Source organism: Azotobacter beijerinckii (assembly GCF_900110885.1).
In the GTDB taxonomy this organism is placed as follows: domain Bacteria; phylum Pseudomonadota; class Gammaproteobacteria; order Pseudomonadales; family Pseudomonadaceae; genus Azotobacter; species Azotobacter beijerinckii.
Map to the genome: position 1 here is coordinate 86,736 of NZ_FOFJ01000014.1, position 17,086 is coordinate 103,821.

A 17,086-nucleotide genomic window follows, 5' to 3' on the forward strand; every position below is an offset into this window, starting at 1 on the left:
GCATGAGGTTGTCGAACCATCCGTGGGGGCCGTCGGCACCCTTCGCCCGGCGCCGCCTGGCCGTGGCGCTGCTCTGTACGCTGGGTCTGGGGGCCGCACCGGCGCCGGCTGCCGAGGAAGGCGAGGAGGGCGACGGGACACTGGAGCTGGAGCAGGTCAGCGTGGTCGGCGAAGCGGACAGCAGCCCGGTCGGCCCGGACACCGGCTACACCGCCAAGCGGACCCTGGCCGCCACCAAGACCGACACCCCGCTCAACGAGATCCCGCGCTCGGTCTCCATCACCACCGAGCAGCAGATGCGCGACCGCAAGGTGGTCAGCGTCAGCGACGCCCTGCGCTACACCGCCGGCGTGCAGGCCGGCTACTTCGGCGAGGACAACAAGCAGGACTGGTTCATCATCCGCGGCTTCAAGCAGGCCAACAACGGCCTCTACCGCGACGGCAACCGGGTCCATTCCTCGGGCTTCTTCAGCTGGCAGATCGACCCCTTCCTGCTCGAACGGGTCGAGGTGCTCAAGGGCGCCGCCTCGGTGCTCTACGGCCAGAACCCGCCGGGCGGGGCGATCAACCTGGTCAGCAAGCGGGCGCCCTCCACCGCTTTCGGCGAGGTCGGCGTGCAGTACGGCAGCTACGACCACAAGCAGCTGACCCTGGACATGGGCGGCCCGCTCGACGACGAGGGGCGGATTCTCTACCGGATCACCGCGCTCAGCCGCGACAACGGCACCCAGGTCGACCACGTCAACGCCGAGCGCATGCTGTTCGCCCCGACGATGACCTTCAACTTCACCGACGACACCTCGCTGACCCTGCGCGCCAGCCTGGATCGCGACAACTCCGACCCGATGCTGCAGTTCCTGCCCTCCGAGGGCAGCCTGACCCACAGCGCCGCCAACGGGCAGATCGACGACGAGGACGCGGTGGGCGATCCGAGCTACGAGAAGTTCGAGCGCCACCAGTACAGCTTCGGCTACGAGTTCAGCCACCGCTTCAACGATGCCTGGTCGTTCCAGCAGAACCTGCGCTACGGGCGCATGGACGTCGAGCTGCGGCAGATGTACAGCGCCGGCTACCTGAACGACCTGCTGCCCGGTGCCGACCCCAGCCGGCGCCTGCTGATGCGCGGGCTGAGCAACGCCGACGGCCAGTCCGAGTCGATCTCGGTGGACAACCGCCTGCTCTACAAATGGGAGGGCAACCGGCTGAAGAGCACCCTGCTGATGGGCCTCGACTACCAGAAGCTCGACATCGACGACAAGGACTACGCCAGCGATCCGCTGGTGCTCAGCCCCATCGACATCTACAACCCCAGCTACGGCGGCCGGGTCAGCCTGGTCAACTACAGCCTGCAGTCGGTGACCGACGCCGACCTGCAGGATTTTCGCACCCGCTTCGACCAGCTCGGCCTCTACCTGCAGGAGCAGCTCAAGCTCGACGACCACTGGGTGCTGCTGCTCGGCGGGCGCTACGACAAGTCGCGCGCCGACATCGACAACCGCACCACCGGCGTGAACAAGAACGTCCGCGACGAGGAGTTCACCTGGAACGCCGGGCTGGCCTACCTGTTCGACAACGGCCTGACCCCCTACGTCAGCTACTCGGAGTTCTTCCTGCCGGTCGCCGAGGTCAACGGCCGCACCGGCGATCCCTTCAAGCCGGAGGAGGGCGAGCAGTGGGAGGCCGGCATCAAGTACCAGCCGCCCGGCTTCGACGGCTCCTTCAACCTCGCGGTGTTCGAGATGACCCAGAGCAACGTGCGCAAGAACACCGCCGGCGGCATCCAGACCCAGCTGGGCGAGGTGCGTAGCAAGGGCATCGAGTTCGAGGCGGTGGCCAACGTCACCGAGCGCCTGAGCCTGACCGGCTCGATGACCTACCTCGACGTCGAGACCACCAAGTCGGCGCGCGCCGACGAACGCGGCAAGACGCCCTCGTCGGTGGCCGACCGCATGGCCTCGCTGTGGGCGGTCTACACCTTCAGGGGCGGTCCGCTGGACGGCCTCGCCCTGGGCAGCGGCGCGCGCTACACCGGCAACAGCTGGGGCGACAACACCGAGACCATGGAAGTCCCCTCCTACACCCTCTACGACGCGATGGCCAGCTACAGCTGGGACGCCGTCAAGCTGCAGCTCAACGCCACCAACGTGACCGACAAGAAGTACATCGCCACCTGCGACTACTACTGCTACTACGGGAATCGCCGCAATGTCACCGCCTCGCTCACCTACTCCTGGTAATCCCGAGCTGCCGCTGCCCGACGGCCGGCGGCTGTCCGCCGACGGTGCGCTGCTGCTGCTCGACGGCGCGCCGCTGCTGCGCCTGGACGGCGCCGACGGAGCGCTGCACGGCGAGCCGCCGGCCGCGCCGGAATTCGCCCTGCAGGCGCTGGCCTACTGGCGCTTCAGCCGCGACCCCGACTGCCAGCGCCTGGCGCTGGCCCTGCCCGGCGCCGTGCCGGAGGCGCTGCTGGAAAGCGGCCTGGTCCGCCTCGACGACGGGGCGCCGGTCGTCGAGCGCGCCGCCTTCTGGCAGCTGCCGGGGCTCTGGCAGCGCGGCCGGCGCAGCGCCGGCTATCCCGAGCAGATGTGCTTGCACGCCTCCGGGCGGCGCCATCCGCGCCGCCCGCCCAAGCCGCGGGGCGAGGTCTACCGGCGCTTCGACGCCCGCCTCGGCGCCTGGGTGGCGCTGCGCAGCCTCGACGTCGAGGAGGACCTGACGCGCTTCAACCGCTGGCAGAACCATCCGCGGGTGGCCGCCTTCTGGCAGGAGGAGGGCGACCTGGCGCAGCACCGCCGCTACCTCGAGGCGCTGGCCGCCGACCCGCGGGTGCTGACCCTGATCGGTACCTTCGACGACGAGCCCTTCGCCTACTACGAGGCCTACTGGGCCAAGGAGGACCGCATCGCGCCCTTCTACGCGGTCGACGACTACGACCGCGGCATCCACATGCTGGTCGGCGAGGACCGCCACCGCGGCCCGCACAAGGTCGCCGCCTGGCTCGGCGCGCTGGCCCACTACCTGTTCCTCGACGAGCCGCGCACCCGGCGCCTCGTCTGCGAACCGCGCGCCGACAACGCGCGGATGATCCAGCACCTCCAGGCCCTGGGCTTCGCCCGGCTCAAGGAGTTCGACTTTCCCCACAAGCGCGCCGCCCTGATGGTGCTGGAGCGCGAGGCCTTCTTCGCCCGCTGCCGGCTGGCGTGAGCCGTTCTTGATAAAGCGAGTCGCGGCATTCACGCGGCCATCACTGATGAGGTCAGGCAGGAACTCGGCCCCCCGCGCCCGCCGTGCGGACCGGCGGCCACCCTTGGTATGTCATAGACGACAGGATCGACAGTGCACATGAGCATAGAAACGCTGGAATACGATGTGATCGGCGTGGGCTTCGGCCCGGCCAACCTGGCCATCGCCATCGCCCTGGAGGAGGACGCCAGGACCCGCGAGTCCGGTCTGCGCCATTGCTTCCTGGACAGCAAGCCGGCCTTCGAATGGCACGGCGGCATGCTGCTGGAGAACAGCCGCATGCAGATCTCCTTCCTCAAGGACCTGGCGACCTTGCGCAACCCGGCGAGCCGCTTCACCTTCGTCAACTACCTGCACGAGAAGCAGCGCCTGCTGCCCTTCATCAACCTCGGCACCTTCAGCCCGTCGCGCATCGAGTACAACGACTACCTGCGCTGGGCCGCTTCGCAGTTCGCCGAGCGCGTGCACTACGGCGAGCAGGTGGTCGCCGTCGAGGGCGTCGAGGAGCGCGGCGAGGTGCAGCGCCTGCGGGTGGTCTCGAAACTGGCCGACGGCCGCCTGCGCACCCGGCTGACCCGCAACCTGGTGGTCGGCATCGGCGCCCAGGCGGCGATCCCCGAGCTGTTCGCCGGCCTCAAGGGCGAGCCGCGGCTGATCCATTCCTCCCAGTACCTGGAGCGCGTCGGCCAGTGCTGTCCCGAGCGCGAGGGCCGCTACCGGGTGGCGGTGCTCGGCTCCGGGCAGAGCGCCGCGGAGATCTACACCGATCTCGCCGGGCGCTACCCGCAGGCCGAGATCAGCCTGGTGATGCGCGCCCAGGCGCTGCGCCCGGCGGACGACAGCCCCTTCGTCAACGAGATCTTCGACCCGGCCTTCACCGACGTGGTCTACCGCCAGCCGCAGGCCGCGCGCCAGCAACTGATCCGCTCGCTCAGCCACACCAACTATTCGGTGGTCAACCTGGACCTGATCGAGAGCATCTACCTGGACCTCTACCAGCAGCAGGTGACCGGCTCCAGCCAGCGCCGGCTGCTCGCCAACCGGCAGGTCCAGGCCGTGCTGGCCGGCGCCGACGGCCTGCGCCTGAACCTGTGCGACACCCAGGACGGCGGCGAGGAGCTGCACGAGTTCGACCTGCTGGTGCTCGCCACCGGTTACCGCCGCGACGCCCACTGGCACCTGCTGGAAGGCATCGAGCGCCACCTGCATAAGGACGCCGAGCTGGAGCGCCGCTACCGCCTGCCGACCGCTCCGGGGTTCCAGCCGAACATCTTCCTGCAGGGCTGCTGCGAGGACAGCCACGGGCTCAGCGACACCCTGCTGTCGGTGGTCGCGGTGCGCTCCCAGGAAGTGGCCGACGCGCTGCTGGAAGCCTGCCGCCAGCCGCAGGCGGCCTGTGCCTGAGTGATCCCGCCGCTCGCTCCCCTGTTCCAGGGCGCCTTCGCCAGTTATCGCGACGTGCTGACCCTGGCCGACGACCCGCGCGCCGCCCTGCCGGCGCGCGTCTTCCTTTCTCCCGCGCCGCTCGACGGGCAGCTGGCGCGCTTCGCCCCCGAACACGCCGGCGGCGATCCGCGCGCGCGGCTGTCGCTGTGGTCGAAATACTACTTCCGCCGGCTGCTGCCGCCGGTGCTGGCCGCCAGCCTGATCCTCGACTGGCGCCTGCCGCTGGCGCTCGACGACATCGAGGTGGTGGCCGGTGCCGACGGCTTGCCTGAAGCCTTCAAGCTGCCGCATGCCGGCGCAGCCTGGGCGAGCCCGCCGCCCGATCCCTTCGCGCGCTTCGCCGAACTGCTCGACGGCCACCTGCAGCCGCTGATCCAGATCCTCGCCGCGCATTCAAAGGCGGCACCGCGGCTGTTCTGGGGCAATGCCGGCGACTACTTCGACTGGTTCCTCGGCCAGCTCGAGGCCCTGCCGCTGCCCGCCGCCCGGCTGGCCGACGGCCGCGCCCTGCTGGCGTCCCCCTTGCGCCCGGACGGCACGCGCAACCCGCTGTTCGAGCCGGTCCGCTACCACCCCCAGGGCGCCGGCCGGCCGCCGTGGCGGCAGCGCCGCGGCTGCTGCATCCTCGACCGCCTCGGCCTGCCGCTCTGCGACGACTGTCCGCGCCGGGACGCGCCGCCCCCGTAGGGCGGGTGAAACCCGCCGGAAATGGCAAGGGCCCGCCCCGAAACGGCGGGTTGCCCCCCTACGTTGTTATGCCTGCGCGCCGGCTCCGACCGATCCCGACCGCCCTCAGCGCCGTCCCAGGCAGAACATGAAGTAGGCCCCGCCGACCAGCGAGGCGAGCAGGCCGGCCGGCAGTTGCAGCGGGAACAGCAGGTTGCGCCCCAGCCAGTCGGCCAGCAGCAGGGTCAGCGCGCCGAGCAGGCTGGCGCCGAGCAGCTGCGGCACTGCCCGGGTCAGGCCGAGCAGGCGCGCCAGGTGCGGGGCGAGCAGGCCGACGAAACTCAGCGGACCGACCACCAGGGTCGCCCCGGCGGTCATCAGCGCCGCCAGCAGCAGCAGGCACAGCCGGCTGCGGCCCAGCGGCACGCCGAGGGCGCGCGCGCTGCCTTCGCCGAGCGGCAGCAGCTCCAGCCAGCGCGCGCAGGGCAGGGTCGCGGCGAGCAGCAGCAGGGCGCCGGCGAGCAGCGCCCAGGCGGTCGGCGCGTCGACGAAGTAGGTGGAGCCGGACATCCAGCCGAGCAGGCTCTGCCCGCGCGGATCGCCGCCGGCCAGCAGGATCACCTGCAGCGCGTCGAAGAAGGCGGTCAGGGCGATGCCGATCAGCAGCACCCGCTCGGGGGCGAAGCCGCTTCGGTGGCTCATCGCCACGATCAAGAGCAGCACCGCCAGGGCGCCGCCGGCGCCGAGCGGCAGTTTCAGCGCCAGGCCGGCGCCGGGCAGCAGGAACAGCAGCGCCACCAGGCCGAGCGCCGCGCCGGCGCCGAGGCCGAGCACCTCGGGGCTGGCCATCGGGTTGGCGGTGAGCCGCTGCACCAGGGTGCCGGCCAGCGCCAGCAGGACGCCCGCGGCGAGGGCGACCACCACCCGCGGCAGGCGCCAGTCGAGCAGCGCGCCGTCGAGCCGCCAGCCCCAGCCGTGCAGGCCCTGGCCGACGCCGAGGGCGAGCGGCACGCCGAGCAGCAGCAGGGCGCCGAGCAGGGCGAGCCGTTGCCGCGGCTGCGGGTGGCGCCAGGCCGCGGCGCCGGCAATGGGCTGCGGGCGTCCGCCGGTCAGTTGCAGGCGCGGCAGCAGCCAGAGCAGCAGGGGCGCGCCGAGCAGGGCGGTGGCGGCGCCGGTCGGCAGCAGCTCGGCCAGCGGCCCGGCCAGGCGCTGGATCGCCAGGTCGGTGAGCAGCAGCAGCGCCGCGCCGAGCAGCGGCGCCCAGAGCAGCCGCTGGCCGAAGCGCCGCGCGCCGAGCAGGCGGGCGATGGCCGGGGCGGCCAGGCCGATGAAGCCGATCACCCCGACGCTGCTGGTCACGCAGGCGCTGACGTAGACCGCCAGGGCGAGGCCGATGAAGCGCAGCAGGCCGAGCGGCACGCCGAGGCTGCGCGCGCCGCTGTCGTCCAGCTCCAGTAGGGCGAGCGGGCGCAGCAGCGGCAGCAGCAGGAGCAGCGCCACGGCCAGGCGCGGCAGCAGGAAGGCCACGCCCTGCCAGCCGTTCTGGCTGAGCGAGCCGGAACCCCAGATGAACACCGCGCTGAGGTCCTGCTCGCGGGCGAGCATCAGGCCCTTGGCCAGGGCGCCGAGGTAGAGGCCGACCACCAGCCCGGCGAGGATCACCGTCAGCGGTGCTAGGCCGCGGCGCCAGGCGAGGGCGAACACCAGCAGGGTGGCCAGGCCTCCGCCGGCCAGGGCCACCCATTCGCGGCCGTCGACCAGCAGCTCCGGCGCCCACAGGGTGGCCAGCGCCAGTGCCAGCTGGGCGCCGCTGGCCACGCCGAGGGTGCCCGGCGAGGCCAGCGGATTGCGCAGCACCTGTTGCATCAGGGTGCCGGCCAGCGCCAGTGCGGCGCCGCACAGCGCGGCCATGCACAGGCGCGGCAGCCAGCTGAAGTGCAGCAGCAGCTGGCGCATGTCGTCCGCCGCCGGGGCGAACAGCGCCGGCAGCCACTGCGCCGCCGGCAGGCGCGCGGCGAGGTCGGCGCCGGCCAGCGCGGCGGCGGCGAGCAGCAGGACGAGGCACAGCCGCAGCGGCGTGCGGCTGGCCGGTTGGGTGACGGTCGCCGGCAGGGCGGCGCTGGGCAGGTCGGTCATGGCTGGGATCTGTCGGGGGCTGGGGAGGGGATGGCGGTCAGCTGCGCTTCGAGCAGTCCGGCGAAGCGTTCGGCGGCGAGCAGGCCGTTGAAGCTCCACACCGGCGGCAGGGCGTGCGCGCGCCCGGCGCGGACCAGCGGCAGGCGCTGCCAGAGCGGGCTGGCGGCCAGACCGCGCGCGGCGTCCGGCGGCAGCGGTTCGAGGTAGAGCAGCGCCGCCTCCGGGCGTTCGGCCAGCCGCTCGATGCCGACCTGGGCGAAGCCCCAGTAGTTGGTGCGCCCGCGCCAGGCGTTCTGCAGGCCGACCCGGTCGAGCACCCCCTGGTAGAGGCTCTGCGCGCCGAACAGGCGGACGTGCCGCGCATCGAGGAAGCCGACCACGTAGAGCGGCGGCTGCGGACGCTCGGCCAGCCGCGCGCGGACCGCCGCCAGACGGGCGTCGACGCGGGCGATCAGCGCCTCGCCGGCGGCCTCGCGGCCGAGCAGCGCGGCCAGCTCGCGGACCACCCGCTGGGCGCCGCTGTAGGCCTCGCCGTCCGGGGTGAACAGCGCCAGGCTCTGCACTGGGGCGATGCGTTCCAGACGGGCGCGGGCGTTCTCGAACTGCGGGCTGATCAGGATCAGCTCGGGCTTGAGTTCGGCGAGCAGCTCCAGGTTCGGCTCGACGCGCAGGCCGAGGTCGACCACTTCGGCCGGCAGCGCCGGCTCGCCGACCCAGCGCCGGTAGCCGTCGAGCTGGGCCACGCCGACCGGCGTCACGCCGAGGCCGAGCAGGGTTTCGGCGAGCCCCCAGTCGACCGTGGCGATGCGCTGCGGCGGCGCGGCCGGCAGGGGCGTGGCGAGCGCCAGCAGCAGCGCGGCGAACAGGGCGCGCATCAGTGCACCACGGCGATCGGCTGGCCGCCGTCGGGATGCTGCAGCACGCGCATCGGGATGCCGTAGATCGCCTCCAGGGTGGCGGGGTTCATCAGCGCGGCCGGCGTGCCGCTGAACAGCAGGCGCCCGCCGTGCAGGGCGACCAGGCGGTCGCAGTAGCGGGCGGCCATGTTGATGTCGTGGAGCACCACCACCACGCCGAGCCCGAGGTGGCGGCTGAGGTCGCGGACCAGGGCGAGGACCTCGACCTGATGGGCGAGATCCAGCGCCGAGGTCGGCTCGTCGAGCAGCAGGTAGCGGCTGTTCTGCGCCAGCAGCATGGCCAGCCAGACGCGCTGGCGCTCGCCGCCGGAGAGCTGGTCGGCCAGCCGCTCGGCGAAGCCGGCGGTGCCGGTCAGCTCCAGGGCGCGGTCGACGTGGACCCGGTCGTCGGCGGTGAAGCGCCCGAGCAGGCCGTGCCAGGGGTAGCGGCCGAAGCCGACCAGCTCGCGCACCGTCAGGCTTTCCGCCGCCGGCAGTTGTTGCGGCAGGTAGGCGACGTGGCGGGCGAAGGCACGCTCGGGCCAGGCATCCAGCGGCTTGCCGTCCAGCCGCAGGCGGCCGCCGGCCGGGACGAGCTGGCGGGCCAGCAGCTTGATCAGGGTCGACTTGCCCGAGCCGTTGTGGCCGATCAGGCCGACCATCTGGCCGTGGGGAATCTGCAGGCTGACCTGCTGCAGCAGGTGGCGGCCGGGCAGGCTGAAGCTGACGTCGTCCAGCTCGAACATCGAATTCCGCTCCCTGGGGTGGCGCAGCGGCGCTGCGGGAAGCCGGGACTTTAATTCAGACGATAATGCTTATCAATTGTTTGTTGGGCTCGGGAGCGTCTGGGACGCGGGTAGGAAGGTATTTGTCGGAATACTTTGGGAAATAAAATTCCAAAATTGTATTGACTGGAATTTTATTTCCAATCAGAGTTCAATCCTGCCAGACGAACGAAAGCCACCAACAACAATAAGCACGGTGCCGTCATGCATACCGCCAGTTCCTTCCGGGCCTTCGCCCGCCGGCGCGCAGTCCTGCTCGCCGCTGCACTGTTCTTCGCCAGTTCCGCCGCGCTGGCCGATCTTCGGATCGGCGTCGCCGTCGGCCCGTTCGCCCCCTACGCCTACCCGCTCAGCGCCCTGCAGGACCGCGCCACGCTGCAGTTCGAGGATTCGGCCGGCGACCCGATCCGCCCGCTCGGCCGCGTGGGGAGCCTCATCGCGCCGTCGGTCGACGCGAGAAGGGCAGGGGCCTGATGAACAACTGGCCGCCGTCGTCCGCGGGCAGCTGGTAACGCCCGGCAACTACGCACAATTGCAACGCAAGTGACTGGCCGCCCCGCCATCCGGCGGTATCGACCCTAGGAGGAGATCGTGAACATGCTCAGTTCCGTAACCGGTGCCCACAGCGTCCCGGCAGTCCTGCCGACTCCGGCGGCACCCGAATACCTGCTCGAAATCGTCAATGTCACCAAGCGCTTTCCCGGCGTGGTGGCGCTCTCCGACGTGCAGCTGCGCGTGCGTCCCGGCACCGTCCTGGCGCTGATGGGCGAGAACGGCGCGGGCAAGTCGACGCTGATGAAGATCATCGCCGGCATCCACCAGCCGGACGCCGGCGAGCTGCGCCTGCGCGGCCAGGCGGTGCGGCTCGAGACGCCGCTGCAGGCGTTGCAGATGGGCATCGCGATGATCCACCAGGAACTCAACCTGATGCCGCAGATGAGCATCGCCGAGAACATCTGGCTCGGCCGCGAGCCGCTCAACGGACTGCGCATGGTCGACCACGGCCGGATGTACCGGCAGACCCGCGAGCTGTTCGGGCGCCTGCGCATCGATCTCGACCCGAAGATGGCCGTCGGCGAGCTGAGCATCGCCGGACGGCAGATGGTCGAGATCGCCAAGGCGGTGTCCTACGACAGCGACGTGCTGATCATGGACGAGCCGACCTCGGCGATCACCGAGAAGGAGGTCGCCCACCTGTTCTCGATCATCGCCGACCTCAAGGCCCAGGGTAAGGGCATCATCTATATCACCCACAAGATGGACGAGGTGTTCGCCATCGCCGACGAGGTGGCGGTGTTCCGCGACGGCACCTACGTCGGCCTGCAGAGCGCCGAGAGCATGGACGGCGACGGGCTGATCTCGATGATGGTCGGCCGCGAGCTGACCCAGCTGTTCCCCGAGCGCCGCGTCCCCCGCGAGGAGGTCCTGCTCTCGGTGCGCGACCTGGGGCTGGAGGGCGTGTTCGAGAACATCTCCTTCGAGCTGCGCGCCGGCGAGGTCCTCGGCATCGCCGGGCTGATGGGCTCCGGGCGCACCAACGTGGCGGAGACCCTGTTCGGGATCACCCCGGCCACCGCCGGCGAGATCCACATCGACGGCGAGCGGGTGCGCATGGACGACCCCTGCCTGGCGATCCGCAAGGGCCTGGCGCTGCTCACCGAGGACCGCAAGGACACCGGCATCTTCGCCTGCCTCTCGGTGCAGGAAAACATGGAGGTGGCGGTGCTGCCCGGCTACGCCAACCGGGGCTTCGTGCAGCAGCAGCGCCTGCGCGAGCGCTGCGAGGAGATGCGCCAGAAGCTGCGGGTGAAGACCCCCTCGCTGGAGCAGTGCATCGCCAACCTGTCCGGCGGAAACCAGCAGAAGGCGCTGCTGGCCCGCTGGCTGATGACCCAGCCGCGCATCCTGATCCTCGACGAACCCACCCGCGGCATCGACGTCGGCGCCAAGGCCGAGATCTACCGGCTGATCGCCGAGCTGGCCGGCGAAGGCATGGCGGTGATCATGATCTCTTCCGAACTGCCGGAAGTGCTGGGCATGAGCGACCGGGTCATGGTCATGCACGAAGGCGAAGTCACCGGCTTTCTCGACCGCACCGAGGCGACCCAGGAGCGCGTGATGCACCTGGCCTCGGGGAGTCCCGTCATCCACTGATCGCTCGCGAAGTCCGGCGGGCGCCGTGGCGGCCCCGCGGCTCATCCGGCGTACAACAACAATCGGAGATCTGGAACCATGAGCGCCATTCTGGAAAAGAACCCCCTTGCAACCCTCTCGCTCTGGAGCCGGCGGCTGCCGGCCGAACTGGGCATCCTGCTGGTGCTGCTCGGCATCGGCCTGGCCTTCGAGCTGTTCGGCTGGGCGATGCGCGAGCAGAGCTTTCTGATGAACTCCCAGCGCCTGGTGCTGATGATCCTGCAGGTGTCGGTCATCGGCCTGCTGGCCATCGGGGTGACCCAGGTGATCATCACCACCGGCATCGACCTGTCTTCCGGCTCGGTGCTGGCGCTCTCGGCGATGGTGGCGGCGAGTCTCGCGCAGACCTCCGACTTCGGCCGGGCGATGTTCCCGGCGCTGACCGACCTGCCGGTCTGGGTGCCGGTCATGGCCGGCATCGGCGTGGGCCTGCTGGCGGGCGTGATCAACGGCAGCCTGATCGCCGCCACCGGCATCCCGCCGTTCATCGTCACCCTGGGCATGATGGTCTCGGCCCGCGGCCTGGCCCGCTACTACACCGAAGGCCAGCCGATCAGCATGCTGTCGGACTCCTACACCGCCATCGGCAGCGGCGCGATGCCGGTGATCATCTTCCTGGTGGTGGCGGCGATCTTCCACGTCGCCCTGCGCTACACCAAGTACGGCAAGTACACCTACGCGATCGGCGGCAACATGCAGGCGGCGCGGATTTCCGGGATCAACGTCAAGCGCCACCTGATCGTCGTCTACAGCATCGCCGGACTGCTGGCCGGCCTCGCCGGCGTGGTCGCCTCGGCCCGCGCCGCCACCGGCCAGGCCGGCATGGGCATGTCCTACGAGCTGGACGCCATCGCCGCGGCGGTGATCGGCGGCACCAGCCTGGCCGGCGGCATGGGGCGGATCACCGGCACCGTGATCGGCGCGCTGATCCTCGGCGTGATGGCCAGCGGCTTCACCTTCCTCGGCGTCGATGCCTACATCCAGGACATCATCAAGGGGATGATCATCGTCGTCGCCGTGGTGGTCGACCAGTACCGCAACAAGCGCAAGGCCAAGCGCTGAGCCGGGGAGCGGCTCCCCTCCCTTGCGGATCTTTTTCCAGCCAACCTTCAACCCATACAACGACACGAGGTGAATCATGCGCGAGATCGGCATCGGCCTGATCGGTACCGGCTTCATGGGGCGAGCCCACGCCCTGGCCTTCCACCACGCGGCCAGCACCTTCGAGCTGCCCGTCAAACTGCGTTTCGCCGCCCTGGCCGATGCCGACGCGGCCCGCGCCGAACGCTGCGCCGCCGACTGGGGCTTCGCCCGGGCCTGCGACTGGGAAAGCCTGGTGAACGACCCGGCCGTGGAGCTGGTCGCCATCACCACCCCCAATCGCCTGCACTACCCGATGACCATGGCGGCGCTGGCGGCGGGCAAGGCGGTCTACTGCGAGAAGCCCCTGGCGGTGACGCTCGAGGAAGCCACCGCCATGCGCGATGCGGCGAAGCGGGCCGGGGTGGTCAACCGGGCAGGCTACAACTACCTGCAAAATCCCATGCTCAAACTGGCCCGCGAGCTGATCGCCAGCGGCGAGCTGGGCGAGATCACCGGCTACCGCGGCGAGTTCAGCGAGGATTTCATGGGCGATCCGCAGGGGCCCTTCAGCTGGCGCTGCGAGACGGAGCAGGCCGGCGGCGCCCTGGCCGACCTCGGCAGCCATGTCCTGTCGCTGACGCGCTTTCTGCTCGGCGACATCGCCGCGCTCTGCGCCGACCTGCACACCGCCCACGCCCAGCGCCCGCACCAGGGCGGCCTGCGCCGCGTCGAAATCGACGACCAGGCCCATGTCCTGCTGCGCTTCGCCAACGGCGCGCGCGGCACGCTGTCCACCAGCTGGCTCAAGCACGGGCGCAAGAACCACCTGGCCTTCGAGGTCTGCGGCACCCGCGGCACCCTGGTCTACGACCAGGAGCGGCTCAACGAGCTGCGCCTCTACACGGCCGGCGGGCGCCCCGGCATGGACGGCTTCCGCACCCTGCTGTCCGGTCCGCACCTGCCCGACTACGCGGCCTTCTGCCCGGCGGGCGGGCACCAGCTCGGCTACAACGAGCTGAAGACCCTGGAGGTGCGCTCGCTGCTCGAGGCGCTGGCCGGCAACGGCAGCCTGACCGGCGTGGACTTCCAGGAGGCCTGGGAGGTCGAGCGCCTGGCCCAGGCGATCCGCGAGTCGGCGCGGGAGGAGCGCTGGGTGAAGATCTAGCGGCAACGCGGTATCGAGGCCTCGGGCGCCGAAATTGACCGACCAAACAGGCCACCAGGCATTCGGCGAGCTGTCGCGGCGCCGGCTTCCCGGCTGCCGAGTGGGGATACCCCGAGACATGCCTGTTCCGGCCGAGTGCCTATAACCGTGGCGTAGATCATTTGTCGGTTTGAACTTCGAGGAGTGTTTGGAGCGTGGATTTTTCAAACGTTCATCATTGTTCAAGTGTGCAATCGCAGGCCGCCGGTTATATCGGCGAATACCTCGTCGCGCTGTTGTCGCCTGCGTCCGGACACTTGTCCACAAAGGTCCGGGAATATTGCTCACCGGTTGTGCGGTTGTAATTCGACTCGCTCCCTATCGGTGAGGCGTTTCGCACTCGGCACTTTGCGTAATGGGCCTGGGTATCGAAGAAAGTCCGAAAAACGGGCGTGGCGAGACCGATGAAATCGTCGGTCTCGTGTTCGCCGGTGTCGTAGAGAGATGCATTTGCCGGGGCAGGGCTTTTCAGCGTAGTGCCCCCGCCCGGACTCGCCGCGACTTGGCGGACGAACTTGTCCGGGGATTTTGGCGTTCGCTGAACGAGCCCGGCCATCCGCTATAGAAGCCAGCGAACCAGGACGGCAGGTATTACTCGATTGCCCGACGGCCACGGTTGCCGTCATGGGTTCAGTCCTCCAGTTCGTGAAAACAATAAGAAAGATGGGAGTCGACATGAGCAATAGTTTGAGGAAGGCGATACTTGTTTCCCTGGGTGTCTGTCTTTTCTTGCCCTTTCCAGCCGAGGCACTCAATTTCAGCGGCTATTACCGCCTCGGGGTTGGCGGCAATACCAACGGCAGTACGCAATCCTGCTTCAAGTTGCCCGGAGCGCGCTCGAAATACCGGCTCGGCAACGAGTGCGAGTTGTGGAGCGAGCTGACCTGGGACCACGATTTCGTCCAGCTTGCCGATGGCTCGACGCTCAGCGGCCTGGTGATGGGCGGCTTTTACAATCCCATTGGGCATATGCCGAAGTTCAAGGATTCCAACGAACATGGCGGGGGCTCCTCGCGGGTCCAGCAGATGTTCGTCGAGTGGAAGAATGCCGGGGTGCTCAACGGCGGCAACTTCTGGGTCGGGCGCCGCTACTACAAGCGGAACGATATCCACATGACCGACTACTACTACTGGAACCAGAGCGCCACCGGCTTCGGTTTCGACGAAGTGCCGATCGGCGACCTGCGCTACAGCTACGTCTTCTCGCGCAAGGACAACAAGAACCAGGAGCCCTACATCAACCGCCACGACTTCAACGTCAACGGCTTCAAGACCAATCCCGGCGGCGAGGTGCAAGTAGGCCTGAGCTACCTGCAGAAGCCGGACAGCGAAGATGCCCACAGTGGCTGGGCGGTGAGCATGCAGCACAAGCAGGCGGGCTTTCTCGGCGGCAAGTTCAACACCTTCGCCCTGCAATACGGCGAGGGACCGGGCACGGGGCTGGGCTACACGGGGGACACGACCCTGAACAGGAACAACAAGACCTGGCGTGTCGTCGAATATTTCGACTGGCAGACGACCGAGCGTTTCGGCGGCCAGTTCGAGTTCATCTACGAGAAGAATATCAACCCCGACGGTCCCGAACTGCGCTGGATGTCCGCCGGCATTCGGCCGGTCTATGCCTTCACCGAGCAGTTCAAGCTGAGCGGCGAGGTGGGGCACGACCAGGTCATGACGTCCGGCGGCACCCGCAAGCTGACCAAGTTCACCGTCGCGCCGACCTGGTCGCCGGGCGGGATGGGCTTCTGGGCGCGCCCGGAAGTGCGCGTCTTCTACACCTACGCCACCTGGAACAAGGCGGCGCAGCGCGCGGCCGATCCCGACACCACGCTGTCCGACACCGGCGCCTTCGGCTCCGAACGTCATGGCGGCAACTTCGGCCTGCAGGTGGAGTACTGGTGGAAATAAGCTGACGGGGCTGGAGCGGATGGCGCCGGTGTGCGCAGGGGCCGTGTCCGCTCCAATCCAGTAATTCCAGGCAAAATGCCACCATGAGCAGACCAAGGTCCTGCAGGTTCGCGTTTATTGTGGCTGTTCGCGTTCTGCGGGATACCAGCCTCCCGGCTCCACGACGAGCTGCAATACCCGCTTGAAATCGGCGACATGCTGCAGCATCTCTCCCTGGTGTTCCCCGCCACCTGCCAGTCCCTCCTTCCAGACCTTCTTGTCTATCGTTCCCAGCACCAGATACGCGTTGCCGATGACTGCGGGAGCCATCTGACTGAAGCTGTATGCCAGTTGGGCCTCGAGTTCATCCTGATGCGCCATGATCAACTCGCACCGCGAGCAATAGCGACAGGTTTTGCCGAGCGCCATCGGCCCCCACGCATCGATGTGGATGAAGAGAGCAAATTTCCGCAAATACGTGAGTTTCTGGCACTGAGGGCATTTACTGAGACGCACATCGGCATACGGGTTCAGCATGAACAAATAGCGTGGCGGTAGTTTTCCAATTTTTTTCTTTGCCATATGCGCGTACTCCAAAGCTTGCACTAGCTGCCGAACGATTTGTTTGAAATGGCGTTGCGGACGATTTTTTTGATCGTGCCCACGCTCCTGCGTGGGCACGCTGCAGGGGACACTTCGGCTCAGCGCCTCTGGGGCGCAGGAGCGTGGGAGCCATCAAGAAAGGGTTGGGATTCAGGCCCGAGAGGTCGGCTTGATCAGGCTTTCCGCTGGAATGCCAAACATGCTGTGCAGACGCCAGACCATCGGCAGAGTGAGTGCGCGCTTGCCATTCAGGACTTCATACACGCGATTGGTCCGCCCGATGGCCGGCTCCAGATCCTTCGCCGTCAGGCCGGATTGCTCCATGCGGAACTTGATGGCGTCAATCGGGTTCGGCAGGTCCATGGGGAAGTGCTTCGACTCGTAGGCCTCGATCAGCGTGACCATGACGTCGAAACGATCGCCTTCCGGCGTGCCGGGCTCCGGCTCATGATCGAACAGGGCCGACACTTCCTTGAGCGCTGCGCGATAGTCTTGATCGGTGCGAATCGGGCGAATGTCCATGGCGGTCACTCCATCTCTATGGTGTCGGCATCAATGGCGTCATATTGCGCATGGGTGCCGACAAACTTTGATCGTGCCCATGCTCCTGCGTGGAAAGCGATCCATGAACCCCGTCTGTTGGCGGCCGTGCCGATCTTTTACAGTGCTGCAGTCAGAGTGCAGTTCCAGGGCAGCAGCGCCTCGTAATCTTCGGCGCCTTGAGCTGTCGGCAACCGCTCGAGCACATGGCGCAGCCAGGCGTAGGGCTCCTGCCCATTGGCCTTGGCGGTTTCCACCAGGCTGTAAAGGTGGGCGCTGGCCGTCGCGCCTTTGGGGGTGTCGCTGAACAGCCAGTTTTTCCTGCCGATAACGAAGGGCCTGATCGCACGTTCGGCGGCATTATTATCCACGGGCAAATAACCGGCCTCGGTATAGCGTATGAG

The 17,086-nt window shown here is 68.5% G+C and carries 15 protein-coding genes; 9 read left to right on the forward strand and 6 right to left on the reverse strand.

From position 1 onward, the window contains the following. Positions 1-8 precede the first annotated feature (8 nt). The 4 genes from BMY22_RS09640 (at position 9) to fhuF (ending at position 5,376) form a co-directional block, all read left to right on the forward strand. Positions 9-2,237 (forward strand): TonB-dependent siderophore receptor, encoded by a 2,229-nt coding sequence (locus tag BMY22_RS09640; RefSeq protein ID WP_208599258.1) that lies wholly within the window; start codon positions 9-11, stop codon positions 2,235-2,237. After that, a complete protein-coding gene (locus BMY22_RS09645) occupies positions 2,206-3,204 on the forward strand; it encodes a GNAT family N-acetyltransferase (protein ID WP_090621535.1) in 999 nt (332 codons plus the stop codon). Before BMY22_RS09640 ends, BMY22_RS09645 begins: the two co-directional genes overlap by 32 nt. A 138-nt stretch (positions 3,205-3,342) precedes the next feature. Next, on the forward strand, positions 3,343-4,647 hold the full coding sequence (locus BMY22_RS09650) for a lysine N(6)-hydroxylase/L-ornithine N(5)-oxygenase family protein (protein ID WP_090621537.1): 1,305 nt from the start codon (positions 3,343-3,345) through the stop codon (positions 4,645-4,647). After that, positions 4,648-5,376 (forward strand): siderophore-iron reductase FhuF, encoded by a 729-nt coding sequence (gene fhuF, locus BMY22_RS09655; protein ID WP_090621538.1) that lies wholly within the window; start codon positions 4,648-4,650, stop codon positions 5,374-5,376. A gap of 105 nt (positions 5,377-5,481) precedes the next feature. Here the strand turns inward: fhuF and fhuB are convergent, their stop codons facing one another. Genes fhuB through BMY22_RS24635 form a run of 3 tightly spaced genes read right to left on the reverse strand, consistent with a single transcriptional unit; the run spans position 5,482 to position 9,133 of the window. Further along, a complete protein-coding gene (gene fhuB / locus BMY22_RS09660; protein ID WP_090621540.1) occupies positions 5,482-7,491 on the reverse strand; it encodes a Fe(3+)-hydroxamate ABC transporter permease FhuB in 2,010 nt (669 codons plus the stop codon). Beyond that, entirely contained in the window at positions 7,488-8,366 is an 879-nt protein-coding gene (gene fhuD / locus BMY22_RS09665) for a Fe(3+)-hydroxamate ABC transporter substrate-binding protein FhuD (protein ID WP_208599259.1), read from the reverse strand. The genes fhuB and fhuD overlap by 4 nt, the downstream gene beginning before the upstream one ends. Continuing rightward, positions 8,366-9,133 (reverse strand): ATP-binding cassette domain-containing protein, encoded by a 768-nt coding sequence (locus BMY22_RS24635; protein WP_090621543.1) that lies wholly within the window; start codon positions 9,131-9,133, stop codon positions 8,366-8,368. The genes fhuD and BMY22_RS24635 overlap by 1 nt, the downstream gene beginning before the upstream one ends. A gap of 243 nt (positions 9,134-9,376) precedes the next feature. Here BMY22_RS24635 and BMY22_RS09675 point away from each other — a divergent pair, with 243 nt between their 5' ends. From BMY22_RS09675 to BMY22_RS09695, 5 genes are all read left to right on the forward strand, one after another. Further along, the gene (locus tag BMY22_RS09675; RefSeq protein ID WP_090621544.1) at positions 9,377-9,646 is read left to right on the forward strand and encodes a hypothetical protein; all 270 of its coding nucleotides are present in this window, start codon (positions 9,377-9,379) and stop codon (positions 9,644-9,646) included. Positions 9,647-9,769: 123 nt separating this feature from the next. Further along, on the forward strand, positions 9,770-11,326 hold the full coding sequence (locus BMY22_RS09680; RefSeq protein ID WP_090621546.1) for a sugar ABC transporter ATP-binding protein: 1,557 nt from the start codon (positions 9,770-9,772) through the stop codon (positions 11,324-11,326). A 78-nt stretch (positions 11,327-11,404) separates the two neighbouring features. Next, on the forward strand, positions 11,405-12,427 hold the full coding sequence (locus BMY22_RS09685) for an ABC transporter permease (RefSeq protein ID WP_090621547.1): 1,023 nt from the start codon (positions 11,405-11,407) through the stop codon (positions 12,425-12,427). Positions 12,428-12,503: 76 nt separating this feature from the next. After that, positions 12,504-13,613: a Gfo/Idh/MocA family protein gene (locus BMY22_RS09690; RefSeq protein WP_090621549.1), complete on the forward strand. Its 1,110-nt coding sequence runs from the start codon at positions 12,504-12,506 to the stop codon at positions 13,611-13,613. 714 nt (positions 13,614-14,327) lie between these two features. Further along, a complete protein-coding gene (locus BMY22_RS09695) occupies positions 14,328-15,560 on the forward strand; it encodes a maltoporin (RefSeq protein ID WP_090621551.1) in 1,233 nt (410 codons plus the stop codon). 114 nt (positions 15,561-15,674) lie between these two features. Here BMY22_RS09695 and BMY22_RS09700 read toward each other — a convergent pair whose 3' ends face one another. The 3 genes from BMY22_RS09700 to BMY22_RS09710 all read right to left on the reverse strand — a co-directional run. Then, positions 15,675-16,121, reverse strand: coding sequence for a hypothetical protein (locus BMY22_RS09700; RefSeq protein ID WP_090621553.1), 447 nt, complete (start codon positions 16,119-16,121; stop codon positions 15,675-15,677). Positions 16,122-16,292: 171 nt separating this feature from the next. Further along, positions 16,293-16,664 (reverse strand): helix-turn-helix domain-containing protein, encoded by a 372-nt coding sequence (locus tag BMY22_RS09705; RefSeq protein WP_090621554.1) that lies wholly within the window; start codon positions 16,662-16,664, stop codon positions 16,293-16,295. Positions 16,665-16,801: 137 nt separating this feature from the next. Further along, positions 16,802-17,086, reverse strand: a 285-nt coding sequence (locus tag BMY22_RS09710) for a transposase domain-containing protein (RefSeq protein WP_143068476.1), incomplete at its 5' end; no start/stop codon positions are given.

What these genes read in the sequence shown, in the direction of transcription:
- BMY22_RS09675 (WP_090621544.1), top strand. Translation starts at nt 9,377, where the DNA reads ATGCATACCGCCAGTTCCTTCCGGGCCTTCGCCCGCCGGCGCGCAGTC.
- BMY22_RS24635 (WP_090621543.1), bottom strand. Translation starts at nt 9,133, where the DNA reads ATGTTCGAGCTGGACGACGTCAGCTTCAGCCTGCCCGGCCGCCACCTG.
- BMY22_RS09645 (WP_090621535.1), top strand. Translation starts at nt 2,206, where the DNA reads ATGTCACCGCCTCGCTCACCTACTCCTGGTAATCCCGAGCTGCCGCTG.
- BMY22_RS09690 (WP_090621549.1), top strand. Translation starts at nt 12,504, where the DNA reads ATGCGCGAGATCGGCATCGGCCTGATCGGTACCGGCTTCATGGGGCGA.
- BMY22_RS09700 (WP_090621553.1), bottom strand. Translation starts at nt 16,121, where the DNA reads ATGGCAAAGAAAAAAATTGGAAAACTACCGCCACGCTATTTGTTCATG.
- fhuB (WP_090621540.1), bottom strand. Translation starts at nt 7,491, where the DNA reads ATGACCGACCTGCCCAGCGCCGCCCTGCCGGCGACCGTCACCCAACCG.
- BMY22_RS09705 (WP_090621554.1), bottom strand. Translation starts at nt 16,664, where the DNA reads ATGGACATTCGCCCGATTCGCACCGATCAAGACTATCGCGCAGCGCTC.
- fhuD (WP_208599259.1), bottom strand. Translation starts at nt 8,366, where the DNA reads ATGCGCGCCCTGTTCGCCGCGCTGCTGCTGGCGCTCGCCACGCCCCTG.
- BMY22_RS09650 (WP_090621537.1), top strand. Translation starts at nt 3,343, where the DNA reads ATGAGCATAGAAACGCTGGAATACGATGTGATCGGCGTGGGCTTCGGC.
- BMY22_RS09695 (WP_090621551.1), top strand. Translation starts at nt 14,328, where the DNA reads ATGAGCAATAGTTTGAGGAAGGCGATACTTGTTTCCCTGGGTGTCTGT.
- BMY22_RS09685 (WP_090621547.1), top strand. Translation starts at nt 11,405, where the DNA reads ATGAGCGCCATTCTGGAAAAGAACCCCCTTGCAACCCTCTCGCTCTGG.
- BMY22_RS09680 (WP_090621546.1), top strand. Translation starts at nt 9,770, where the DNA reads ATGCTCAGTTCCGTAACCGGTGCCCACAGCGTCCCGGCAGTCCTGCCG.